The organism is Sulfitobacter sp. BSw21498, from assembly GCF_006064855.1.
Classification (GTDB): domain Bacteria; phylum Pseudomonadota; class Alphaproteobacteria; order Rhodobacterales; family Rhodobacteraceae; genus Sulfitobacter.
Genome location: NZ_CP040753.1, coordinates 77,827 through 99,352, shown reverse-complemented (window position 1 = coordinate 99,352; position 21,526 = coordinate 77,827). Strand labels below are relative to the sequence as shown.

Genomic DNA, 21,526 nt, shown 5'->3' with positions numbered 1-21,526 from the left:
GGCCTAGGTGACCCCGAAGGATCCATAGGGGATATAGCGCACCAGATCGCCCGGCTGAACGTCGGCTGCGGCGTCTGGTAATTCTATCAGACCCTCGGCCCAAGACAGCCCGCTGATCCGGCCCGACCCTTCAGAGGCAAACACCTGTACCCGACCGTCGCGCATCCGCGCGCGCAGATACTCGCGTCGGCCCGGTTTCTTGCGTTTGCTGAAATCTGCGGGCACGTCAAAGCCTTGTGGCACAGGCCAGTCCTGCCCCGCCAACCGCGCCAACGCAGGGCGCGCGAATATCAATGTGCAGACCATTGCGGCCACGGGGTTACCCGGCAAGCCAAAAACAGGCGTGCCCTGCCACATGCCAAGCGCCAATGGCCGCCCCGGTTTGACCGCGATACGCCACAGATCCAGTGCTCCGGCTTCTGAAAGCAAGGCGGACACGTGATCCTCGTCGCCCGCCGACGCACCACCGCTGGTCAGGATCGCATCGACCTCGCCCTGCGCCGCATCAAGCCGTGCGCGCAGCGCCTCACGGTCGTCGCCTACATGGCCCAGATCGACGCCCCGATGCCCGAACTGCGCCAGCAACCCCAACAGCATCGGGCGGTTCGCATCGAATATCTGCCCCTCCGCCGCGGTTTGCCCCGCCTCGACGATCTCGTCGCCTGTCGACAGCACGCCAACCCGCAACTGTTTATGAACCAACACAGATGCGGTGCCGGTGGCCGCCAACAAGGCAATATCCGCCGCCGTGATCCGCCGCCCTGCGGCAAGCGTCACCGCGCCTGCCGTGACGTCCTCGCCTGCTTTGCGTGTGTTAGCGCCTTGCTTGACCGGTCCATTGAACCGCAGCGTGTCACCAACAATCGTCACGTCCTCTTGCAGCACCACGGTATCGACACCTGCGGGCAGCGCGGCCCCCGTCAGCACACGTATCGCATAACCGGCGGGCAATCTCCCCGGCGCATCCCCCGCGGCTGCGCGGCCTTCGGCCAGCGGCAGCGCATGCGCACCGGCAGCACGTCCGCCCGCGAACCCGTAGCCGTCTACTGCGGTATTCGGCAGTGGCGGGTTCGCACGCTGCGCCAGCACGTCGGCTGCTGCAATCCGCCCCAACGCATCGCCAAGGCGCACCTCTTCGGCAGGTAGCACCGGATGCAGACGCGCGCGTAGCTGTTCCAGCGCATCGTCCACGGGCGTCCAATGCACGCCCGGCGGCAGGGCAAAACAATCATTGCGCAGCGGCGGTGGTGCCTTGAGCAGGTGTTCGACCCCCATCCCCAAGATCCACCCTTCTTCCGGTGCCTGCACGTCAAGCACCTGCGCCAGTTCAGCAGGGGCCAAAGCCGAGACCTGCCGCGCAAGTTCCTGCACCTGCCACGCATCCTTGATCATCTCGTCCGGGGCAGGCCCGACGGTCAGTGACGGCCAGACTTCAACAAACGCAACCGGGGCATCAGGCTTCTCGAACGGCCAGACCGCGACGCGCCCGGCAAAACGGGCACGCAGGCGCGAAAGGACAGGCAGACCCATGACCACCTGCGACCCGACAGCCCCTGCCCCCGCCAGTTGCCAGCAGGTAAAGCTGCCCTTGGCCTGCACTTCAGCTGCACGTTTCTCGGCAAAGGGATTTGTATAATCGGCCTTGGTACGGGGCAGTCCCGTGACGTCACGGTTCGGCAGGCCATTGGCCCAAAACGGCCCCAGACCGTCGCCCAGACCCAGATTAATCTCTCCGGCCAGATCGAAACGGTTGTTGGCTTTTGGCGCGTCTTCAACCCGCGCCTCGAACCATTCCCACACAGCGAATGGATCGGTACTGCCCGTCAGCGCTTCGGCAAAGCCTGCGGGGTAGCCAAAAGGAAAATCGAACCCGACCATCACACGATGGCCCTGCGCCAGCTCTGCGTCGATCAGCGTGGCGATCCAAGCCTCTGCCTCTGACCGGTTGCGCAGATAGACGGGGGCATCTGATACGCCCCCCCGCGACACACCCAACCAGATCGCGTCCTTGCGCGGGGTCGGGCCGGTGTCGTTGCCGCCGGACCAATCGACCATGACGATGGTGTCAAATGCGCTCACAGCCCGACCTCGGACAGGATGAAATCGGCGATGGTGCCTGTGTCATTCAGATCGAACACGGGGCGATCCAGTGTCATTGGTGTATCGCTGGCAATGGCCTTGATCGTCGGATCCTCCGGCGCGATCAACGCGTTGCCCGTTTCCGCCCGATGCGCTTCGACCTTGGCGTGACCGTCACGCTTGTATCCCTCGACCAAGACCAGATCGACAGGGGCCAGCTTGGCTAGCAGCGCGTCGAGGGACGGTTCGTCCTCGCCGTGCAATTCGTGCATCAGGGCAAAGCGGTTACGCGATGCCAGCAGGACTTCGCGGGCACCCGCGACACGGTGACGGTGGCTGTCCTTGCCCGGATGATCGACGTCGAAACTGTGATGCGCATGTTTCACGGTAGACACTGAAAATCCGCGCCCCGTGATTTCGGTCACAAGGCGTTCCATCAACCCTGTTTTGCCTGCGTTCTTCCAGCCGACAACGCCGTAAACTCTCATAGCATCTCCTGTGCACGGGCCAGATCCTCGGGGGTGTTGATGTTAAAGAACGCGTCTTCGTGGGGGAACAACGCCTCGCGGCCATCATGGATCTGTGTCCACATCACGACCTTGCGCAACCCGCCCTGCAAGGCGGCACGCAGATCGTCACGCAAGGCCACAGGCCAAAGGCCAAAGGTCGGATGCCGCGCGGTGCCGCGCTTGGCATCGGGCGTGGCGGCCAACACCAGCGGGTGGGTCATTCCCTCGCTTGCCAGCAACAGTTGCGGGACCAGATCACCGGGGAAGAACGGCGTATCGGCGGCAGCAGTCACAATCGTATCAGCGCCATGTGCGGCAGCCCAATCCAGCCCAGCCAACACCCCCGCCAGCGGTCCGGCAAAGCCGTCGATACTGTCGGGCAACACCGGCAGTTTCAGCCCCGCAAACCGCGCGGCATCGCCATTGGCATTCAACGCCACACGCGCCACCTGCGGCGTTAGCCGTTCGATCACATGGTCCAGCACGCTTTGACCGCCAAGCTGCAGCAGCCCCTTGTCGCCGCCGCCCATCCGCGTCGCCTGCCCCCCTGCAAGGATCACCCCAAGTGGCTGTTTCATGCGCTGCCCTTTCGGCCTGATCGTTTAGGTTCATCCCTGATCTGGTCGGGGTCTGCATCGCGGATCAGCCGGTCTTCGCCCGCAAGGCAGATAAAGCGTTTGCCCTTCATCCGCCCGATCAACGTCAGCCCGACCTGCTGCGCGATCTCTACCCCCCACGCGGTAAAGCCGGAACGTGACACCAGCGCGGGGATCCCCATCATCGCGGTCTTGATCACCATCTCAGAGGTCAGCCGCCCAGTGGTATACAGTAACTTATCCTCGGCAGAGACCCCTTCCGAGAGCATCCAGCCGGCGATCTTGTCCACCGCGTTATGACGCCCCACGTCCTCCATATAGACCAGCGGACGGTTGCCCTGACACAGCACCGTGCCGTGGATCGCCCCCGCCTCTAGGTACAGGCTCGGCGTGCGGTTGATCTGTGCACTTAGGTCATAGATCCACGAGGTCCGCAGCGGGGTCGACGGCAGGGTCACGCCCTCAAGACCCTCCATCATATCGCCAAAGACAGTGCCCACAGCGCAGCCACTGGTGCGGGTCTTCTTGCGCATTTTGTCTTCGTAGTCGGTTTTGCGGGCGGTGCGGACGATGACGACTTCAAGCTCTTCGTCATAGTCGACGCTGGTGATATCCTCGCCGTCGCGCAGCATACCCTGATTGCGCAAGAACCCGAGCGCGAGGTATTCGGGGTAATCGCCAATCGTCATCGCGGTGACGATTTCCTGCGCATTCAAAAAGATCGTCAGCGGGCGTTCCTCGACGACGTTGATCGTTGTCTCGGTCCCCGAATGATCCCGTCCGACGACGGCGCGTGTCAGCCGCGCCAATCCCGGCTGCGGTGCGATCAAATAAGCATCGGTGTCTGTCTTGACGGACAATTGCATCCCCCCAAAGCGGCAGTTAAGCATGTCCCGGCAATCTAGGGGGAACGCATGGCCATCACCACCACGAAATCGGCCTTTCGCAAAGGTCTTGCCGACGCAGCACCCTTTATTCTGGTGATGATCCCGTTTGCATCGCTGTTCGGCATTCTTGCCACCGAAGCAGGGCTGAACGTGTTCGAAACTCTCGCCTTTTCGGTCGTGGTCATTGCGGGCGCTGCGCAGTTTACAGCGCTGCAACTGATGCAGGAACATGCGCCGACGGCGATCGTGCTGGCCTCTGCGCTGGCGGTAAACCTGCGGATGGCGATGTATTCGGCGTCGCTGACACCCTACATCGGGTCCGCGCCTTTGTGGCAGCGCGCGCTGGCCGCCTATCTGACAGTTGACCAATCCTACGTCTGCGCGATGGCGCAATATGAGAAAGAGCCGGATATGACCATCCCGCAGCGGATGGCCTATTTCTTTGGCTGTGTGACCCCGATTGTGCCGTTGTGGTATCTTTTCACCCTGGTTGGCGCGATGGTCGGGGCACAAATTCCTGACAGCTGGGCGTTGGATTTTGCCCTACCCATCACCTTTCTCGCAATGATCGCGCCGATGTTCCGCACCTCGGCACATATCGTCGCGGCGCTGGTGGCATCCCTCGCGGCGCTGTTGACGGCGGGTGTGCCCTATTCGCTGGGGCTGATCCTGGCGGGGCTGGCGGGCATGATCGCCGGTGCCCAAACCGAACTTTGGCTGGAACGACGCCAGCCCCACCACCCTGAACAGGACGCGGCATAATGAATGATATCGACACCGGCACGCTTTGGTTCGTGATCATCGCCCTTGGTCTTGGCAGCTTTGGGCTGCGCTTTGTCTTTACCGGACTGGTGGGGGACCGCGAAATGCCCGCGTGGCTGTTGCGACACCTGCGCTATACGGCGGTGGCGATCCTGCCCGCCCTTGTGGCCCCGCAAGTGATCTGGCCCGCGGCCACGGACGGGCAGCTTGATTTACCGCGTATGGCAGCTGCGGCAGCAGCACTGACTGTGGGGGTGCTCACCAAAAACGTGCTGCTCGCGATTATCAGCGGCGCAGCAACGCTTTATGGTTTGCTTTGGTTACTGGGCTAGAAGCGAAGCCTGTACGGCATCAATCACGTCGCCTTCGTCGTTTTCATAGTATTTCGTCGTCTTCACGCCGGGCAGGCTGGCGAATTGTTCGCTGAGCTTGGCAGGGTAGAACGTCTTCGAGATGCTCTCAAAGCCCTGAACCTGCGTCAGGATATCAGAGGTCGCATTGGCGCAGAACGCCCCCGCTACCTGACCGTTTGACATCACAAGCTGCAATATCTGTTCTGCCTGTGCGTCGCTGACCTGCAATTCCTGGCTGACGACATGGTAGGTGCTGCGCGCATGAGAGGATTTGTACCCCTGTATCCACTGGGGCGTCATGCCGTAAAGCACATCACCGCGTTCGATCACACGAGGGTCGCGGAACGATCCGGCGGGGTCAAAGATCACCTGCTGCGACCCGTTGACCACCAGTGCCGTATGGCCGCCGCTGCCGGTGCGGTTGTTGATCATCGTCACCAACGTGATGGATTTTGGTCCCGGTGCCACATAGGCAGCCGCCGCGACCTCTGCGGGGGTATTGTCGATACCGGTATCATTCGCACAGGCCGCAAGCAGCCCGACGCAGGCCAGAGCCATCCAAACGCGCATAGAAATATCCTGTCGGTTAAGTGTGCGTGCCTTAGCGCGCGAAGATCGCCATAAAGACCAGAATGGCAATAATCACGATGCACGACCATTTGACGAAGTTCATGAAGCTGTCAAAAGTCTTCTCGTGCGTGCTGGTGTCCATCGAGCCGTGTTCATGTTTGGCCATTTGCGCGATCCTTGTCTTAACGTGCGTATGATTTGGTCTGGGGAATACTGTATTCATTTGCCTATGTCACGGCATCAAAATGCGCGTGGTCAGGTGTTTTCGCCTGCGGGAGGCTGCTCTTGTGTCTCGAGGTCTTCGATCAGACGAAAACCGATGCGATTCGCGGGGGCTTCTTGCACCGCTTTGGGCAGCGCCCTCAGGGCCACGTTCAACTGTGTGACATGCTGCACAAGCTGCATCCGCGCGCCGGTGTTGTCCTTGCCATAAAAGGTCACGATATCAGGATCGAAATAGCCCATCCCCTCGATCCGCAGCACGCCGGCGTCACCGCCTGCAAAACCCATAGCGACCTCGTGATCACCGTCGAGCTGTTCTTCGAAGTTCTTGAGGTACAGCACAACACGCTCGTAGGCCCATTGCGCAGCTGATTTCTGCGCGGCAGGTTTCTGAGTGATCCCTTTGGGCACAGGCTGGTCCGAGGCGTTGCGGCTAGAGGGGTCCGAATGCACCTCGTAAAGCCGTGGCAACGCGTCTGCTTCGATGGCTTCGGCAGCAGTCTTGATCTCGTTATCCATCGCTCAATCCTTTGACTGATATACCCACGCCCCGTCCTGCGCACGCAAGCTGCGCGTGGCGCGGCCCGTCTGGTACAGATGGCTAAGATGCGCCACCGCTTCGACCAACGCCAGACCGTATTCGCCCTCGCCGATGTTGCGTTTGAACAGGGTCGAAAAACATTCGGAAGCAGATTTGGGCTCTGCAATCGCTTTTTCCAGACGGCGCAGGGCGCTGTGGTGGTTCTCGATCAGCTGGCGCATGCGGGTGGGCAGACCGGTAAACGGCAGCTTGTGCCCCCCCAATACCAGGTGATCTTCGCGTGATAGCAGTGACAGCCGGTCGCATGCCTCGATCCATTCGCCAATGGGATCGGCCATGGGTTCGGTGGCATAGACCCCGACGTTGGGGCTGATCGATGACAGGATCTGATCGCCCGCAATCACGAGGTTGTCGTCACGGCTCCAGAAGGTAGCGTGTTCGGGGGCGTGACCGTTGCCCATATGTACATCAAAGACGCGGCCACCGATGGTGATCTCGTCGCCCTGCTTGATCCGCGTGAAGCCCAAAGGCAGCGGCGAGACGATGTCGGCAAAGTTGAAGGGCCGCTCGGAGGCGCGTTTTTCATACAGCGCGGCGTCCATACCCGACAGCTTGTAGAACGCCAGCGCTTCGGCCGACGGTGTCTCTTGCGGGTCCAGCGTCAGCATCCGCGCGGTAAGCCATGCGGTGCGCGTCGTCACCAGCTCTGCCCCGTGTTCGGTCTGGAACCAACCCGCCAATCCGATGTGATCGGGGTGGTGGTGGGTCACGATCACCCGCGACACCGGCTTGCCGCCCAACGGCCCCGCGATCAGGTCCGTCCACAGCGCCTTGGACTTTTTCGACGCAAAGCCGGTGTCGATGATCGTCCAGCTGTCGCCTTCGTCGAACGCATAGACGTTGACGTGATCCAGCTTCATCGGCAGCGGCAAACGCAACCAAAGAACGCCGGGGGCGACCTCAATCGCTGCATCATGGGCGGGCGGCGTTTCCCAAGGGAAACGCAAACCGGTGGGTGCGGTATCCGGCATCAGGCGGCCAGTTCGTCAGCGGAAAGCGCGAAAAGATCGGCCTCGCCCGCTTGGGCATGGGCCAGCAGACCGATGTGTTCTGGCAGCAACCGCAGGATATAGAAACGCGCCAGCTTTTCACGCGCGCCGCCTTTGTCGGCCAAAGCGGCCTTGAGGTGCAGATGCGCCCCAAGCACCCGCGCAAAGGCCCGCAGGTAAGGCACCGCTCCGGCAAAGCGCGTGTCCATGTTCGATTGCTCGTTCAGCCAATCGGTCGCTTCGCGCAGCGTCTCGGACGCCTGCCACAGGGAGTCCGCCATATTCGGGAACGTCTCGCGGGCCGCTTCGGCATCGGCTTCGATTTCATCCAGCAGACGGTTCGCTGCCTCGCCGCCGTCCATCATCTTGCGCGCCACCAGATCCATTGCCTGAATGCCATTGGTGCCTTCGTAGATCGCGGTCACCCGCACGTCACGGCTGTACTGCGCGGCCCCTGTTTCCTCGATAAAGCCCATGCCGCCATGCACCTGAACACCCATTTCGGCGACGGCCATACCTGTGTCGGTTCCAAAGGCCTTGGCGATCGGAGTCAAGAAGGCCGCCCGGGCTTTCCATTCGGACTGACCGGTGGCGCTCGTCATGTCGATCGCCTTGGCACAGCACAGCGCAATGGCGCGGGCGGCAAAGGTTTCGGCCTTCATCGTCATCAACATACGGCGCACATCAGCGTGATCCACAATCGTGCCGGTGCCATCGGGGCGCGATGTTTTGCCCTGTTTGCGGTCCAGCGCATAGGCCAGCGCGTGTTGATAGGCCGCTTCGGCGATGCCGATGCCCTGCCCGCCCACACCAAGCCGTGCGTTGTTCATCATTGTGAACATGGCTGCCATACCGCCCTGTTCGGCCCCAACCAGCCAGCCCGTCGCCCTGTCATACTGCATCACGCACGTCGGAGACCCATGAATCCCCAGTTTGTGTTCCAGACTGACGACGTTCAGCGTGTTGGCATTCCCAAGGCTGCCGTCCTCATTGGGCAGGAATTTCGGAACGAGGAACAGGCTAATGCCTTTCGTGCCGGCGGGCGCACCGGGCAGACGCGCGAGAACCAGATGGCAGACATTGCCGCCAAAATCATTGTCACCCCATGTAATATAGACCTTCTGGCCCGAAATCGCATAGGTGCCGTCGCCGTTGTCTTCGGCCTTGCTTGCCAGCGCACCCACGTCCGAGCCCGCTTGCGGTTCGGTCAGGTTCATCGTGCCGGTCCATTCGCCGCTGATCAGCTTGGGCAGATACAGTTCCTTGATCGCGTCGCTGGCGTGATGTTCAAGCGCTTCGATCTGGCCTTGGCTCATCAAAGGCGCAAGCTGCAAGGACAGGCAAGCCCCGCTCATCATTTCATTCACGGCAGTCGTCAGGGTCATCGGCAGGCCCATGCCACCGTATTCAGGGTCGGCGGACATGCCGATCCAGCCACCTTCGGCCACGGCCTTGAACCCGTCAGCGAAACCGGGCGACGTGCGCACAACACCGTTCTCAAGCTTGGCGGGCGTCTGGTCGCCTGCGCGTTGCAGCGGGGCCAGAACATCATTTGTCATCTTGCCCGCTTCTTCGAGGATCGCGCGGGTGACGTCTTCGCTGGCATCTTCAAAACGTTCGGTCTGACGCACAGCGTCCAAACCTACGACATGATCAAACAGAAAGGCAAAATCTTCGACAGGGGCGCGATAGGGCATAGTTTTCCTCCGTTAACGCGTTCGTCTGCTTGGCAAACCGAACAGCGACCTGATAAGCCCAAGACGATACTTCGGGCTGTTGCGGCGAGAATGTCGCTCAAGTCTGCGCACCGCAACCCAAAACGCGGCGTCATCCCCATAAGAGAAGCCCATGACCGACATTCTACTTCCCGACCCCTTAGGCATTTCCCGCGCCGCCGCCCTGCTGCAGCAAGGTGCACTGGTCGCTTTGCCAACTGAAACGGTCTATGGCTTGGGCGCGGATGCGCGCAACGGGACCGCAGTGGCAGGGATTTACACGGCCAAGGGACGGCCCAGCTTTAACCCGCTCATTATCCATGTCGCCGATGTCGATCAGGCACGCCAATATGGGCGCTGGTCCGACACAGCAGAGGTTCTGGCCAGCGCATTCTGGCCCGGTCCAATGACCCTCGTGCTGCCATTGGCCGAGGGGCACGGGTTATCGTCCTTGGTGACAGCGGGGCTGGACAGCATCGCCATCCGCATCCCCGCACATTCCACGGCCCGCGCCATATTGCGGGCGTTTGGCGGGCCGGTGGCGGCCCCGTCGGCCAACCCCTCGGGCAAGATCAGCGCCACCACGGCGCAGCATGTCCTGTCGGGGCTGCAAGGGCGTATTGCGGCCGTTGTCGATGACGGGCCCTGCACGGTCGGGCTGGAAAGCACGATCATCGGGCTGAACCAGCCACGCCCTACCCTCCTGCGCGCAGGCGGTCTGCCGTCCGAAGCGATAGAGGCGGCGCTTGGGGGGCCGCTGGATGTGGCCGACGGCGCAGAAATTATCGCCCCCGGCCAGTTGGCGTCCCACTACGCGCCCCATGCCAGCGTGCGGTTGAACGCCCAAGCGGCAATGGATGGCGAGGTCTATCTTGGGTTTGGCGCGGCGAAGGGGACTGGCGCGGATGATCTAACCCTGTCGGCCAGCGGCGATCTGGTAGAGGCCGCGGCGCAGCTATTCGACCAGCTGCACGCGCTTGACCGGCTGCGCAAACCCATCGCAGTGGCCTCGATCCCTGAAACGGGGCTTGGCCGCGCCATCAACGACCGTCTGCGTCGCGCAGCCGCTCCGCGTTGATCCATCTTGCGTTTGTCAGGCCCGCCCCGCTGTCGCGCTCAGCCCCAATGGGTCCACCCCGATAGAGGTCAGCGCCGCTTCCCATTTGCGTGCATCGGGCAAGGTGAACAGGATGTCGGTATCGCAGGGGCAGGTCAGCCAGCCGTTCTGCGCGATTTCGCCTTCCAGCTGGCCTGCGTCCCAACCGGCATAGCCCAGCATCATCATCGCCTGTCGCGGGCCCTTGCCGCGGGCGATGTCTTCGAGAATATCAAGCGTTACAGTCATCGCCACGCCCTGCGCGATATCGGTCGTCTTCATCACTGACCGGTATTCGGCGCTGTGCAGCACAAAGCCACGCTCTGTCTCGACGGGACCACCGACATGCACCCCCAGACCGGTGATGTCGTCCATGTCCACATCACTGAGCCGGTCAAGCACGTCGCCCAGCTTGAGATCAGCGGCAGGTTTGTTGACGATCAACCCCATCGCGCCCTCGTCGTCATGCGCACAGATAAAGATCACCGAATGATCGAACCGAGGATCGCCCATGCCGGGCATGGCCACCAAAAGCTGGCCGGTAAGATCCATTGTCATGCTGTCGTTCTTTTGCGTCATCCCCATAGCATGGCGTGCGCCCCTGCCGCTTACAACCCCTGCGGCTGCAACGTTTCATAATGCAAACGTGACTTGGCAAACGGGGGGCAGTTGGCCCATGAAAGCACCATGACCAGAAAACTCCTTGGCCTGATGGCCGCTGCCCTTCTCGCCCCGTTGCCTGCTTTTGCGATGGAGGTAATCCACGGGGAAATCCTGCAAGGTTGGGTGCTGCCCGATGGCAACCGCATGGCCGCGATCCGCATGACAGTTAAACCGGGGTGGAAGACCTATTGGCGCGCGCCCGGTGATATGGGCATCCCGCCCAGCTTTGACTGGTCCGGTTCACGCAACCTGTCGGCGGTGGACGTTGAATGGCCCGCGCCTACGGTGTTTCGCGAAACCAACCTGACGACCATCGGGTACAAGGATCAGGTGGTATTGCCGTTGCGGATTACGGTGCCGGAAAAAGGTGCCCCTGTGACCATGAACACCACGATTGATCTGGGCGTGTGCAGCGACATCTGTGTGCCCGCCTCGCTTGAGCTCAGCGGCGTTATCAGCACAACCACGACCCGCGCCGATCCTGCCATCGCGGCCTCGCTTGCGCAGCGCCCGTATTCGGCGAAAGAGGCCCGCGTATCGGATGTGACCTGCACCATTGGCAGAACCGGCGAAGACCTGACACTGGACGCTGCTATCACGGTGCCGCCCTCGGGTGGGCAAGAGCTGGTGGTGATTGAAACCGGCAACCCCGATCTATGGGTCAGCGAGGCCGATACGACGCGCAAAGGCAACACGCTGCACGCGCGCGTGGACGTAGGCCATGTCAGCGGCGGCCCTGTGGCGCTGAACCGGTCGCATATCCGAATGACGGTTTTAGGCCGCAATCAGGCCATCGATATCGTCGGGTGTAACGCGGGCTGATCAGCCCGCTGCTTTCCTGCGCGACAGCGCATAGATCACGGCCCCCATGGCATAGCCCGCCAGCGCGATCGCTGCGGCACCTGCCAGAAACAGCAGCAGTGCTGCGCTTCGTTGTGACAGCGCCCCCATCGTGGGCAACATCTTAGCCAGCGCGGGATGCAAGCCACCAGTCACCGCGACCCACCCCAGCGTAGCCCCGCCCCAGAGCAGCATCAGTAGCCATAGCCCCAAAATACCGGTCCTCAGCCCCCCAGCCCGCGCCCGCATGGCGCGGCGCATCGCACGGATTTGACGGCCGATATCATGCTGTGCCGCGACCAGCGCAGGCACGACCAGCAGCACCAGGAACATGCCAAAGCCCAGACCATAGACCAGCGTGATCACAGTGGGTTTCAAAAATTGCGCCTGCTGGCTTTGTTCATATAGCAGCGGCGCCATCCCAAGGACCGTCGTCAACGTGGTCAGCATCACCGGACGCAACCGATCCGCAGCGCCGTCGATGATCGACGGGATCACCCCGCGCGTGGCACCATATTCGTCGATTGTCCCCACCAGCACGATGGAATCGTTGATGATGATCCCCGTCATCCCTAGCAGGCCAACAACTGTGAACATGCTCAACGGGACCTCCCACAGGGCGTGGCCATAGATCGTGCCCACCAAGCCGAACGGGATCACCGCCATCACCACCATGGGGCGCGTCCAGCTGCCGAACACCCAAGCCAGCACAAGATAAATACCCGTCAGCACAAGGATCAGCCCGGTCAGCGCATCCGACAGGAATGTGTTTTCCTGCTCGCTCAATCCGCCGATGCGGAAATCAACCTGACGTTCAGAGGCGATGCGCGGCAGGATATCCTCGCGCAGGGCCGTCGTGATCTCGGTCGCGCGGACGGGGTCATCTTCTGAAATGTCGCCGGTTACGGATATCAGCCGGATACCGTTCTCGCGCCGTACCGTGCTGAACCCCGTACGCCGGTCCACGCTGACGATATCGGCCAGCGGCACATATTGCCCGCCCGGCGTACGCATCTGGGTACGCTCAAGGAAATCCGCCGTCAGCTCGCCCTCGGGTAGTTCCACGCGAATGGTGGCCGATCGAGGGCCATCGGGATAGGTCGCGGCCTCGATCCCGCCAAGACGGTGTCGCAACACCCGCCCCAACATATCAATCGTGAACCCGAGCGCTTGGCCCTGCGGTGTCAGATCGAGGATCAGCTCTTCTTTGTCATAGGCTAGATTGTCCTGCACAGCGCTGACTTCGGGATATTGCCGTAGCGCATCCTGCAAATCCTGCGAGGCGGTTTTCAACACCTGTGTGTCGGCCCCATAGAACTGCACATCCAGCGCATCGCCGCCAGGACCGGAACGCCAGCCGCGAAAGCTTACGGTTTCTGCAAGCGGATGGTGGACCACGGCATCCTGCAACGCCGCCACGAAGGCAAAGCTGGAATAGGGCCGCAGGTCCGCGTCGATCAGCTCGATCGAGATACCGCCCAGCAGATCACCGTCCTTGCTGTCAGCCCCGTCGAGCCCGCGACCCGCGTTGCCCCCGACCTGCGCAATGACATAATCGATCGGATTGGTGCCATGCTCCTCGGCATATTCCGCGCCCAGCGCTTCTGTCGCGCGTTGCATTTCGCGCATCATCGCCAGCGTATCGGCACGGGTGGCCCCATCGACCATGGCGAAGTTACCCGTTACCGACCCACGTTCGGGCGCGTTGAAAAAGCGCCATTGAACGTCGCCCTGAATGAACAGCGCCACCTGAGACGCCAGCACTGCGACAACGCCCGCCAGCACCACATAGCGCGCGCGGATAACTCCTGCTATGAAAGGGCGGAACAGCCGCTCGCGCCCCCAAAGGAACCCGCGATTGACCACACGGCTGGGCAGATCATACCACCGTTTCTTTGCCCCTGCGGCCATCGCATGCGCCATGTGGTTTGGCAGGATCAAAAAGCATTCGACCAGTGACGCCGCCAGCACTGCAATGACGGTCAGGGGAATATCTCCGATCAGGCTGCCAAAGCGCCCGCCAACGGCCAGCAGGCCGAAGAACGCAATGATCGTCGTCAGGGTTGCGGCAAAAACTGGCATCGCCATGCGCCGCGCGGCGTTCTCTGCCGCTTGCATCGGTGGCTCGCCCAGTTCGTTATGCCGGTAGTCGGCATGTTCCCCCACAACGATCGCGTCATCTACAACGATCCCAAGCGTGATAATCAGACCGAACAAAGAGATCATGTTAATCGTGATCCCACCCGCATACATCAGTGCAATTGCCGCGGCCATCGACGCCGGAATACCCGCGGCCACCCAAAAGGCCGTGCGCGCGTTCAGGAACAGGAACAGCAACCCCACCACAAGCGCGAGGCCCATCAAACCGTTATCAATCAGCAAATCCAGCCTGCCGGTAATTGCCTCGGCGCGCGTGCGGATCAGGTTGATCGCCACCCCCTTGGGCAGCATCACCGCCATATCGGCAGCGACCCCTTCGACGCTTTGCTGAATACCAATGGCATCCCCCCCGTCAGAGCGGTCAATGCGCACCGATATTGCCGGATCGTCGCCGACAAAATACCCCACCTCGCGGTCAGAGCCCTGTTCGATCACCCGCGCCACATCGCCCACCAACAGTGACGATCCATCGGCATTGCTGCGCAAGACGACACGCGACAAGGCGTCGGCACTGCGCTTGGCGGTCCCGGTGCGCACGCGGGCATTGGCACCTGTTACGTCACCAGCGGGGCTGGCATCGACCTCAGCAGCGATCGCCGCCGCGATCTCGGCCATGGTGATATTATAACGGATCAACCGGAGCGAGGGGACCTCGATCAAGGTCTGCGGCGCAGCGACCCCCTGAATGGTGCTGCGGGTGACCCCCGCCGCGAAAAGACGCGTGACAAATTCATCTGCAAAACGGCCCAGCTGTTCCGCACTGATCGGGCCGGTGATCACGACATCGGTGACGCGGTCACGCCAGATGCCACGGCGCACCACAGGGTCTTCGGCATCTTCGGGTAGTGTGGTGACGGTATCCACGGCGGTTTGCACATCGGTCGCAGCGCGGGCCATATCCCAGTTCGGCTCGAACTCCAGCGAAATGGTGGCACTGCCCTCACGCGACGCGGCGGTAGAACTCTCCACCCCTTCCACAGCCAGCAAGACAGGTTCAAGCACCTGAACGATGGCGTTGTCGACATCATCCGCGCCGGCCCCCTCCCAAACGGTCGAAACCGAGACACTGTCGATAACCACATCGGGAAAGAATTGCGCCCGCATGTTGGGCGCAGCAGCCGCCCCGCACACAAGCAGCACCACGAGCAACAGGTTCGCCGCCGTCCGGTGACGCGTGAAATACGACAGGATTCCGCCTGCGGGGCCGGACATGCTACGGGCCATAGATCAGCCCCCCATCCGGCTTTCGATGCGTTCGATCACCCGCGCAGGGACCTGTGGCTCAGCCAGTTGCGCCAGAACCCGTGCTTTAGCATCCTGCGGCATCCGCGTGTTCCCCTCGACAAAGGCGACAAGCTTTGCCCGACGTTCCTTTGTCAGCGCGATCATTGCGGGCGCATCTACCTGCGCCGTGTCCCGAGCCCCCGAGCGCAACGGCTTTACCGCAATACCGGCCCCCAGCAGTGGCGAACGGGCCTCGACGACATCGCGGCCCTCGATTGGTCCCCGCACCAAGACCTCATCCCCCACGCGACGCAACACAGAGACCTGAACGCTTTCAAGCCGGTTTTCCGGATCCAGCACCAACACCGCCCCCTGCGCATCCAGCGCCGAGCTGGGCAGCCGAATGACGTCGTCCAATGCCGGTTCGCCCACCCGTACCATCGCGAAATCCCCCGGCTTGAACCCCGGTGCTTGCGTCAGCGTAGCAAAGATCAACCGGCCACTGGCCCCCTCACCCGCCGCAGCACCTGCACGGGTAATCTGTCCATGTGCGTCAAGGTCGGCCCCCGCAACGTCAAGGCTTGCCGTAACATCCGCCTTGATCAACCGGCCCTGCGCATCCAGCAAGCGCGCGTATTGTGTGGTGGAAATGCGAAAAGAAATCTCGAGATCATCCGGGGCAATCAACTCCGCCAGCCGTTCGTTCGGTGAGACAAGGCGCCCCTCAACAACTGAAGTCTCGCTCAGCGCCCCATCGAAAGGCGCGGTGATCGTGGTTTCCTCTAACGCGCGCTGTGCATCGGCCAACGCGATCTGCGCATTGGACAACAAGCGCACAGCCTGATCCACGCGGGCCTCGGTTTGGGTCACCACCTGACGTCGCGCCAGAACGGCTTGGCGGGCGCTTGATGCCGCAAGCTCTGCTGTCTCTGTCGCCGTCGCGGTCCCGACACCCCGTTCACCCAAATCGCGTTGGCGTTCAAAGGCACCGATGCGCAAGGCGGCCTGTTCTTCGGCGACAGCCAGTTCGTCCCGCCCCAAGGCCAGCGCACGGTCGGCATCAGGCCCCTCTGCCTCTGCATTGCGCACAGCGCTTTGTGCCCGTGCGACTTCGGCCAAAGCGTCCGATCGATCAAGACGGACGAGAACCTGCCCCGCGACAACCCGGCCGCCGACCTCGAATTCAGGCGCAAGCTCGACCACGCGCCCCCCGACGGCGGCGCGCAGCTCAAGTGTCCGGCGGCTTTGCACGGCCCCAAAGCTTTGCAAGATAGGCACTTCGGTGCCTGACACGGCGCGCACAACATTGACCGAAAACACCCGTTCACGCGGGGCGCGGTCAGGCGGCGCGTCGGTCAGCCGTTGCTGGACAGCCCCGCCGATAAGGTCCGCTGCCAGCAGCAAGAACCCTAACGTCGCGGCCGCCAGAAACAGCCCAATCATGCTTTGCCGTAGAAATCGCATCTTGCCCCGATCTTATCCATCTGTGGCAGCAGTTTACCCCGCACGCCCACAAAGAACAAAATCACAGTTGAGACAACCACGCACGGCCTATCATACGCAGGCCCAGGCGGTTTCCATCGTTCTTCGTCCTAGAAATCGCAAAGGCCGCTATTTCCGGCGCTGGTGTTCGTCTAGCCGGGGCATGATTTCGACAAAATTACAGGGCCTATGGCGGTAATCGAGCTGCTTGACTAAAATCTCGTCCCACGCATCCTTGCAGGCACCCGGCGATCCGGGCAGCGCGAACAGATAGGTGCCTTGCGCGACCCCGGCAGTGGCGCGGCTTTGCACCGCAGAGGTGCCGATCTTTTGCATCGAGACGATGGTGAATACCGTACCGAAGGCGTCGATCTCTTTCTCGTAGACATCCCGATGCGCCTCTACGGTGACATCGCGGCCTGTCAGCCCCGTGCCACCGGTACTGATCACCACATCAATCTCGGGGTCGGCACACCAGTCGCGCAGTTGCGCTGCTATCTCGGCCTGTTCGTCCCGTATGATGGTGCGTGCGGCAAGCGCGTGACCTGCATCGGCAATGCGCGCAACCAGCACATCACCTGACCGATCCTCGGCCAGGCTGCGCGTGTCTGACACCGTCAGCACGGCAATGCGCACAGGAATAAAATCAAGCTTGTCGTCGATCCGGCTCATGTCCGCTCCAATACTGCTAGCCGTGCGGCGAGGGCTATGAAAATACCGCTACTGATCCAGCGCAGAGTTTGCCCGCCCCCGACCATCCGGCGGCCCAAACCGCTGGCAAACACACCGACCAAAGCGTTGATGATAAACCCGCCCAGCGACAGCACCGAGCCGAACATCAAGAACTGCAGCAGCACCGGTCCCGCCTCTGGGACCACGAATTGCGGCACAAAGGCCAATACGAACAAGATCACCTTAGGGTTGGTCAGGTTCACGATCAAACCGCTGCGAAACGCCGATTTCGGCGCAAGCGAGACCGCAGGTGCCACCCCGCTACTGCGCCAGGTCTGCACAGCCAGCCACAGCAGATAGCAGACCCCGATCCAGCGGATCACGTCAAAGGCCCAAGGCAGCGCAGCGACCACCGCACCCAAGCCCAGACCGGCCAGCGTGACATGTACCATCCCGCCAAGCGCGACCCCGGCACTGGCCGCGACCGACGCCCGCGGACCAAAGCGCACGCCCTGCCCCAGACAGAACATCATATCCGCACCGGGCGTGAGGTTCAGCGCCAGCGCAGCGGGTACAAAGGCCAGCACCGTAATCGGATCAACCATTCTTTAATTTCGCTTTCAGTGACAGCAAATCGGCCCAGGCCTCGCGTTTGAACTCGGGGCTTCGCAACAGATAGGCGGGGTGGAACATGGGCAGTGCGGGCAGACCCTCGGCCTGCGTCCACTGCCCGCGCAATCGGGTGATTCCACGTTTGCCCAGCAACGCCTGCGCTGACCAATTACCAACGATCACCAGAACCTCTGGCTTGGCCAAGGCGATATGCCGTGCAAGAAACGGCTTCATCATCGCGATTTCATCAGGCTTAGGGTCGCGGTTCTGCGGCGGCCGCCAAGGCAGCACATTGGTGATATATACCGGCGCAGTCTCATGATGCCGCCCCATATCGATCGCCGCCAACATCTTGTCCAACAGCCCGCCGGCGCGCCCGACAAAGGGTCGCCCCTCGCGGTCTTCGTCGCGGCCCGGAGCCTCGCCAACAATCATGACGCGGGCCCCCGGCGTGCCGTCCGAAAATACCAGGTTGCGGGCCCCACGCTTGAGCTCGCAATGCTCGAACGCCGTCATCGCGGTGCGCAATTCATCTAGCGTGGTTGCTGCCGCTGCGGCACGTGTGGCTTCCGCGACCCCATCAGGGCCAGAGGACGCAAGCGGCACAGGCCCCGTCTTGCCCTTTTGCGCCTTCGGTTTCTCGACCGCTGCGGGCACTTCGTAGCGGTTCACCGGCGCGTCACAAATCGCCTCGGTCGCGCCAAGTTCAATCTGCCAGTGCAAAAGTGCAAGCGCCTGATGATAATCCACTGATTCCATGTGCCCAACTTACGCGCTGACGCGGGCAATAAAAATGCCAAGTTCCAAATGGCCTTAAATCCAACTCCACCCCCGCCTCGGGATGACGCCCCCCGACGACTTGCCCCGCCCTGCGCTGCCGCCTATAACGCCAAAAATAACGTGGGGTCCGCCGTCATGAGTTTCGCACACCGCCATCTTCTGGGCATTGAACACCTGTCCCAAGACGACATTACCACCCTTCTTGATCTGGCGGACACATACGTCGATTTGAACCGCCAGCCTCATAAACACAGTGATGCGCTGAACGGGCTGACGCAGATCAACATGTTCTTCGAAAACTCGACCCGCACGCAGGCGAGCTTTGAGATCGCGGGCAAGCGGCTTGGCGCGGATGTCATGAACATGGCAATGCAGGCGTCGTCGATCAAAAAGGGCGAGACGCTGATTGATACGGCGATGACACTAAACGCGATGCACCCCGATCTTCTGGTTGTGCGCCATCCCCAATCTGGTGCTGTCGATCTGCTGGCGCAGAAGGTGAACTGCGCCGTGTTGAACGCGGGCGACGGGCGTCATGAACACCCAACCCAAGCCTTGCTGGACGCGTTGACGATCCGCCGCGCCAAGGGGCGTCTGCACCGCCTGTCCATTGCCATCTGCGGCGACATCGCACACAGCCGCGTGGCACGGTCCAACATCATGCTTCTTGGCAAGATGGAAAACCGCATTCGCCTGATCGCCCCCCCGACCCTGATGCCGGCGCAGATCGGCGAATTTGGCGTCGAGGTGTTCGACGATATGAAAGAAGGGCTGAAAGACGTCGATGTCGTGATGATGCTCCGCTTGCAAAAAGAACGCATGGATGGCGGCTTTATCCCCAGCGAACGTGAATATTATCACAGATATGGTCTGGATGCTGAAAAACTGGCCCACGCCAAGCCCGACGCGATTGTCATGCACCCCGGCCCGATGAACCGCGGCGTAGAAATTGACGGAACGTTGGCAGATGACATCAATCGCAGCGTTATTCAGGACCAGGTAGAGATGGGCGTGGCCGTGCGCATGGCGGCGATGGACCTGCTCGCGCGCAACCTGATCGACAGCCGCAAGGCAAACGCATGACCGCACTCCCGCCCGAAGAACACGACCTGCTACACTGGCGTATTTCGCCGCGGGCGTTCTTTCGGCGGTGCATGGCATTGGCTGTGCTGACCATGCTGTTCTGTCTGCCGCTGCTGATCTGGCTGGACCCGATTACGTGGCTGCTCGCCTCGGTTCTGATCGCGGTTTTCTACATGTGGGTGTTTGACGAATTCCAGATCTGGTACAGCAACCGCAAGACGGTTTGGCGTCTCACCGACCGCGCAATCCACATCAACACCCCCGACACCGCAGAGCCGCTGGTACTGCCGCTGACCGATATCCGGTCGATCGGGAAACTGTCGCTGTGGTCGATCACCCTTGGCTTGCCGGACGGCCAGCGCGTCACCCTGCCGCTGGTGCCGCAGCTGCGCGAGACCAAGGCGCGTCTTGTCCAAGCGATAGAGGCCACGCGATGACCGACAAATTTTGGCAAGACCTGCTGGAGCCGGACGAAGATCTGTTGTGGACAGGTCGCCCCAAGCCAAAGCTTTCACTGCGCAATTTTCAGTTGCTCGGTCCCTTTGTCGGCGCAATCGGTACCGTTATCGCAGGTGCCTTTGTGCTGCAAGGCAACAGCTTGCCTGTGTCGCAATCGGTGGTCGTCGCGGTGATCGTCGCCCTGGTGGCCCTGTCGCTCTTGCGCGGGATGACCCGCCTGACCGATCTGCGCCGCACCCGCTATGCGCTGACCAACCACCGCGCCTTGTTTTTCAAGCTGACCCGCGACGGCACCCGCGCCAAAGCTTTCCCCCGCAGCGCCGAGACAAAGCCCGATCTGCGTCCGACCAGCCCGCCCTCCGTTTTCTTTATCCGGCATGAACAAGCCGACAATCCCGCCCGCACCGCGCATCTAGGGTTTGAATATATCGAAGACAGCGACAGATTAAGTGCATTGACGGTAACTGCTTACAAAGGTGCACCCCGATGACACAACTTGAGATCCCCAATGGCGAAATCGGCCAGATCCGTCTGTTTGCCGTAAACCGCCCGATTGACGAACTGGCCCGCGATCTGCGCGATGGCAGCAAGGAAGCGTTGATCGCCGATCTGCTCGGCCGTTCAGTACTCGAAGGCTCGGCCGAGCTTTTTCCCGTCTCCGACCTAACGGGCGTGGGGCTGGCGCGCTATCTGAATGATGGCTACGCCGTGCCCCCTGACCAGATCAGCCGCGACCGCGCCCGTTTGGATGCGCTGGACGGCTATGTGCTGTTGCTGTTTTCCTCGGCCTTTGAGGGGCACGAGACGGCGCTAAAGCTTGGACCCGACCTGACCATGATCGGCACATACGGCGAGACCCAACCGGATATGTCCGTTATCCCGCTCGAGGCTGAATCCGCGCAACCCTACACGGGTGCTGCGGACATGACTCCGAAATCCCCGCCCGAGGGCGGGGCTGGTGGTATGATGGTGCTGCTGGCAGTTATCGTGCTGATCGGTCTTATTCTGTGGTGGCTGCTGTGAAAGAACCCAAACCTGATCCCAAAATGTCTGGCCGTATCGCCATGATCGCCTTGCTTGTCGCCTTTGGTGTGGCAGGCATGATGGTGTGGATCGGGTCCTGATCCGACCTGCCGCCGCTGCTGCGCCTCTGTTTCCTTAACTACGAAAGC

Annotated in this window: 23 protein-coding genes; 8 read left to right on the top strand and 15 right to left on the bottom strand. The window is 61.7% G+C overall.

Translation table 11 applies throughout. From position 1 onward, the window contains the following. Positions 1 to 3: 3 nt before the first annotated feature. The 4 genes from E5180_RS00585 to E5180_RS00570 are packed head-to-tail and all read right to left on the bottom strand — an operon-like array spanning position 4 to position 4,050. A complete protein-coding gene (locus E5180_RS00585; protein WP_171048878.1) occupies positions 4 to 2,079 on the bottom strand; it encodes a molybdopterin-binding protein in 2,076 nt (691 codons plus the stop codon). After that, on the bottom strand, positions 2,076 to 2,567 hold the full coding sequence (mobB, locus tag E5180_RS00580; protein ID WP_138922692.1) for a molybdopterin-guanine dinucleotide biosynthesis protein B: 492 nt from the start codon (positions 2,565 to 2,567) through the stop codon (positions 2,076 to 2,078). The genes E5180_RS00585 and mobB overlap by 4 nt, the downstream gene beginning before the upstream one ends. After that, positions 2,564 to 3,166: a molybdenum cofactor guanylyltransferase MobA gene (gene mobA, locus E5180_RS00575; RefSeq protein ID WP_138922691.1), complete on the bottom strand. Its 603-nt coding sequence runs from the start codon at positions 3,164 to 3,166 to the stop codon at positions 2,564 to 2,566. The genes mobB and mobA overlap by 4 nt, the downstream gene beginning before the upstream one ends. Continuing rightward, complete coding sequence (locus tag E5180_RS00570) at positions 3,163 to 4,050, bottom strand: formate dehydrogenase accessory sulfurtransferase FdhD (RefSeq protein ID WP_138922690.1); 888 nt, start codon at positions 4,048 to 4,050, stop codon at positions 3,163 to 3,165. Before E5180_RS00570 ends, mobA begins: the two co-directional genes overlap by 4 nt. Positions 4,051 to 4,098: 48 nt before the next feature. On the opposite strand from E5180_RS00570, the gene E5180_RS00565 reads away from it, so the two are divergent. Then, positions 4,099 to 4,833 carry an AzlC family ABC transporter permease gene (locus E5180_RS00565; RefSeq protein ID WP_138922689.1) on the top strand — a complete coding sequence of 245 codons (735 nt, stop codon included), beginning with the start codon at positions 4,099 to 4,101 and terminating at the stop codon, positions 4,831 to 4,833. Next, the gene (locus E5180_RS00560; protein WP_138922688.1) at positions 4,833 to 5,165 is read left to right on the top strand and encodes an AzlD domain-containing protein; all 333 of its coding nucleotides are present in this window, start codon (positions 4,833 to 4,835) and stop codon (positions 5,163 to 5,165) included. The genes E5180_RS00565 and E5180_RS00560 overlap by 1 nt, the downstream gene beginning before the upstream one ends. Here the strand turns inward: E5180_RS00560 and E5180_RS00555 are convergent. The 5 genes from E5180_RS00555 to E5180_RS00535 all read right to left on the bottom strand — a co-directional run bounded on the left by E5180_RS00555 (position 5,154) and on the right by E5180_RS00535 (position 9,265). Next, positions 5,154 to 5,756 (bottom strand): hypothetical protein, encoded by a 603-nt coding sequence (locus E5180_RS00555; protein ID WP_138922687.1) that lies wholly within the window; start codon positions 5,754 to 5,756, stop codon positions 5,154 to 5,156. The two genes, E5180_RS00560 and E5180_RS00555, sit on opposite strands and share 12 nt — an antisense overlap. Before the next feature lie 31 nt (positions 5,757 to 5,787). After that, complete coding sequence (locus E5180_RS00550; RefSeq protein ID WP_005849635.1) at positions 5,788 to 5,922, bottom strand: aa3-type cytochrome c oxidase subunit IV; 135 nt, start codon at positions 5,920 to 5,922, stop codon at positions 5,788 to 5,790. A gap of 89 nt (positions 5,923 to 6,011) precedes the next feature. Continuing rightward, positions 6,012 to 6,497: a DUF6173 family protein gene (locus E5180_RS00545; protein ID WP_138922686.1), complete on the bottom strand. Its 486-nt coding sequence runs from the start codon at positions 6,495 to 6,497 to the stop codon at positions 6,012 to 6,014. Between the two features lie 3 nt (positions 6,498 to 6,500). Beyond that, entirely contained in the window at positions 6,501 to 7,550 is a 1,050-nt protein-coding gene (locus tag E5180_RS00540; protein ID WP_138922685.1) for an MBL fold metallo-hydrolase, read from the bottom strand. Further along, positions 7,550 to 9,265 (bottom strand): acyl-CoA dehydrogenase, encoded by a 1,716-nt coding sequence (locus tag E5180_RS00535; protein WP_138922684.1) that lies wholly within the window; start codon positions 9,263 to 9,265, stop codon positions 7,550 to 7,552. The genes E5180_RS00540 and E5180_RS00535 overlap by 1 nt, the downstream gene beginning before the upstream one ends. A 151-nt stretch (positions 9,266 to 9,416) precedes the next feature. On the opposite strand from E5180_RS00535, the gene E5180_RS00530 reads away from it, so the two are divergent. After that, a complete protein-coding gene (locus E5180_RS00530) occupies positions 9,417 to 10,361 on the top strand; it encodes an L-threonylcarbamoyladenylate synthase (protein ID WP_138922683.1) in 945 nt (314 codons plus the stop codon). Between the two features lie 15 nt (positions 10,362 to 10,376). Here E5180_RS00530 and E5180_RS00525 read toward each other — a convergent pair whose 3' ends face one another. Beyond that, entirely contained in the window at positions 10,377 to 10,937 is a 561-nt protein-coding gene (locus E5180_RS00525; protein WP_138922682.1) for a YqgE/AlgH family protein, read from the bottom strand. Positions 10,938 to 11,066: 129 nt separating this feature from the next. Here E5180_RS00525 and E5180_RS00520 point away from each other — a divergent pair, with 129 nt between their 5' ends. Further along, positions 11,067 to 11,864: a protein-disulfide reductase DsbD domain-containing protein gene (locus tag E5180_RS00520; RefSeq protein ID WP_254700501.1), complete on the top strand. Its 798-nt coding sequence runs from the start codon at positions 11,067 to 11,069 to the stop codon at positions 11,862 to 11,864. On the opposite strand, the gene E5180_RS00515 is transcribed toward E5180_RS00520, so the two are convergent. The 5 genes from E5180_RS00515 to E5180_RS00495 form a co-directional block, all read right to left on the bottom strand. Beyond that, a complete protein-coding gene (locus E5180_RS00515) occupies positions 11,865 to 15,266 on the bottom strand; it encodes an efflux RND transporter permease subunit (protein ID WP_138922680.1) in 3,402 nt (1,133 codons plus the stop codon). A gap of 3 nt (positions 15,267 to 15,269) precedes the next feature. After that, positions 15,270 to 16,730, bottom strand: coding sequence for an efflux RND transporter periplasmic adaptor subunit (locus tag E5180_RS00510; protein WP_138922679.1), 1,461 nt, complete (start codon positions 16,728 to 16,730; stop codon positions 15,270 to 15,272). Positions 16,731 to 16,877: 147 nt separating this feature from the next. Next, on the bottom strand, positions 16,878 to 17,420 hold the full coding sequence (gene moaB / locus E5180_RS00505) for a molybdenum cofactor biosynthesis protein B (protein WP_138922678.1): 543 nt from the start codon (positions 17,418 to 17,420) through the stop codon (positions 16,878 to 16,880). After that, on the bottom strand, positions 17,417 to 18,025 hold the full coding sequence (locus E5180_RS00500; RefSeq protein ID WP_138922677.1) for a LysE family translocator: 609 nt from the start codon (positions 18,023 to 18,025) through the stop codon (positions 17,417 to 17,419). The genes moaB and E5180_RS00500 overlap by 4 nt, the downstream gene beginning before the upstream one ends. Continuing rightward, a complete protein-coding gene (locus E5180_RS00495) occupies positions 18,018 to 18,791 on the bottom strand; it encodes a uracil-DNA glycosylase (RefSeq protein WP_138922676.1) in 774 nt (257 codons plus the stop codon). The genes E5180_RS00500 and E5180_RS00495 overlap by 8 nt, the downstream gene beginning before the upstream one ends. A 156-nt stretch (positions 18,792 to 18,947) precedes the next feature. Here E5180_RS00495 and E5180_RS00490 point away from each other — a divergent pair, with 156 nt between their 5' ends. Genes E5180_RS00490 through E5180_RS00475 form a run of 4 tightly spaced genes read left to right on the top strand, consistent with a single transcriptional unit; the run spans position 18,948 to position 21,377 of the window. Then, on the top strand, positions 18,948 to 19,895 hold the full coding sequence (locus E5180_RS00490; RefSeq protein ID WP_138922675.1) for an aspartate carbamoyltransferase catalytic subunit: 948 nt from the start codon (positions 18,948 to 18,950) through the stop codon (positions 19,893 to 19,895). Next, the gene (locus tag E5180_RS00485; protein ID WP_138922674.1) at positions 19,892 to 20,332 is read left to right on the top strand and encodes a hypothetical protein; all 441 of its coding nucleotides are present in this window, start codon (positions 19,892 to 19,894) and stop codon (positions 20,330 to 20,332) included. Before E5180_RS00490 ends, E5180_RS00485 begins: the two co-directional genes overlap by 4 nt. Beyond that, positions 20,329 to 20,844 (top strand): hypothetical protein, encoded by a 516-nt coding sequence (locus E5180_RS00480; RefSeq protein ID WP_138922673.1) that lies wholly within the window; start codon positions 20,329 to 20,331, stop codon positions 20,842 to 20,844. The genes E5180_RS00485 and E5180_RS00480 overlap by 4 nt, the downstream gene beginning before the upstream one ends. Further along, positions 20,841 to 21,377: a hypothetical protein gene (locus E5180_RS00475; RefSeq protein WP_138922672.1), complete on the top strand. Its 537-nt coding sequence runs from the start codon at positions 20,841 to 20,843 to the stop codon at positions 21,375 to 21,377. Before E5180_RS00480 ends, E5180_RS00475 begins: the two co-directional genes overlap by 4 nt. The last annotated feature ends 149 nt before the right edge of the window (positions 21,378 to 21,526 follow it).

Excerpts from the sequence above, each read along its gene's own strand:
- mobB (WP_138922692.1), bottom strand. The coding sequence starts at position 2,567 with ATGAGAGTTTACGGCGTTGTCGGCTGGAAGAACGCAGGCAAAACAGGG.
- E5180_RS00475 (WP_138922672.1), top strand. The coding sequence starts at position 20,841 with ATGACACAACTTGAGATCCCCAATGGCGAAATCGGCCAGATCCGTCTG.
- E5180_RS00530 (WP_138922683.1), top strand. The coding sequence starts at position 9,417 with ATGACCGACATTCTACTTCCCGACCCCTTAGGCATTTCCCGCGCCGCC.
- moaB (WP_138922678.1), bottom strand. The coding sequence starts at position 17,420 with ATGAGCCGGATCGACGACAAGCTTGATTTTATTCCTGTGCGCATTGCC.
- E5180_RS00510 (WP_138922679.1), bottom strand. The coding sequence starts at position 16,730 with ATGCGATTTCTACGGCAAAGCATGATTGGGCTGTTTCTGGCGGCCGCG.
- E5180_RS00560 (WP_138922688.1), top strand. The coding sequence starts at position 4,833 with ATGAATGATATCGACACCGGCACGCTTTGGTTCGTGATCATCGCCCTT.
- E5180_RS00535 (WP_138922684.1), bottom strand. The coding sequence starts at position 9,265 with ATGCCCTATCGCGCCCCTGTCGAAGATTTTGCCTTTCTGTTTGATCAT.
- E5180_RS00525 (WP_138922682.1), bottom strand. The coding sequence starts at position 10,937 with ATGACAATGGATCTTACCGGCCAGCTTTTGGTGGCCATGCCCGGCATG.
- E5180_RS00570 (WP_138922690.1), bottom strand. The coding sequence starts at position 4,050 with ATGCAATTGTCCGTCAAGACAGACACCGATGCTTATTTGATCGCACCG.
- E5180_RS00490 (WP_138922675.1), top strand. The coding sequence starts at position 18,948 with ATGAGTTTCGCACACCGCCATCTTCTGGGCATTGAACACCTGTCCCAA.
- E5180_RS00550 (WP_005849635.1), bottom strand. The coding sequence starts at position 5,922 with ATGGCCAAACATGAACACGGCTCGATGGACACCAGCACGCACGAGAAG.
- mobA (WP_138922691.1), bottom strand. The coding sequence starts at position 3,166 with ATGAAACAGCCACTTGGGGTGATCCTTGCAGGGGGGCAGGCGACGCGG.
- E5180_RS00540 (WP_138922685.1), bottom strand. The coding sequence starts at position 7,550 with ATGCCGGATACCGCACCCACCGGTTTGCGTTTCCCTTGGGAAACGCCG.
- E5180_RS00555 (WP_138922687.1), bottom strand. The coding sequence starts at position 5,756 with ATGCGCGTTTGGATGGCTCTGGCCTGCGTCGGGCTGCTTGCGGCCTGT.
- E5180_RS00485 (WP_138922674.1), top strand. The coding sequence starts at position 19,892 with ATGACCGCACTCCCGCCCGAAGAACACGACCTGCTACACTGGCGTATT.
- E5180_RS00515 (WP_138922680.1), bottom strand. The coding sequence starts at position 15,266 with ATGGCCCGTAGCATGTCCGGCCCCGCAGGCGGAATCCTGTCGTATTTC.
- E5180_RS00500 (WP_138922677.1), bottom strand. The coding sequence starts at position 18,025 with ATGGTTGATCCGATTACGGTGCTGGCCTTTGTACCCGCTGCGCTGGCG.
- E5180_RS00545 (WP_138922686.1), bottom strand. The coding sequence starts at position 6,497 with ATGGATAACGAGATCAAGACTGCTGCCGAAGCCATCGAAGCAGACGCG.
- E5180_RS00480 (WP_138922673.1), top strand. The coding sequence starts at position 20,329 with ATGACCGACAAATTTTGGCAAGACCTGCTGGAGCCGGACGAAGATCTG.
- E5180_RS00495 (WP_138922676.1), bottom strand. The coding sequence starts at position 18,791 with ATGGAATCAGTGGATTATCATCAGGCGCTTGCACTTTTGCACTGGCAG.
- E5180_RS00520 (WP_254700501.1), top strand. The coding sequence starts at position 11,067 with ATGACCAGAAAACTCCTTGGCCTGATGGCCGCTGCCCTTCTCGCCCCG.
- E5180_RS00565 (WP_138922689.1), top strand. The coding sequence starts at position 4,099 with ATGGCCATCACCACCACGAAATCGGCCTTTCGCAAAGGTCTTGCCGAC.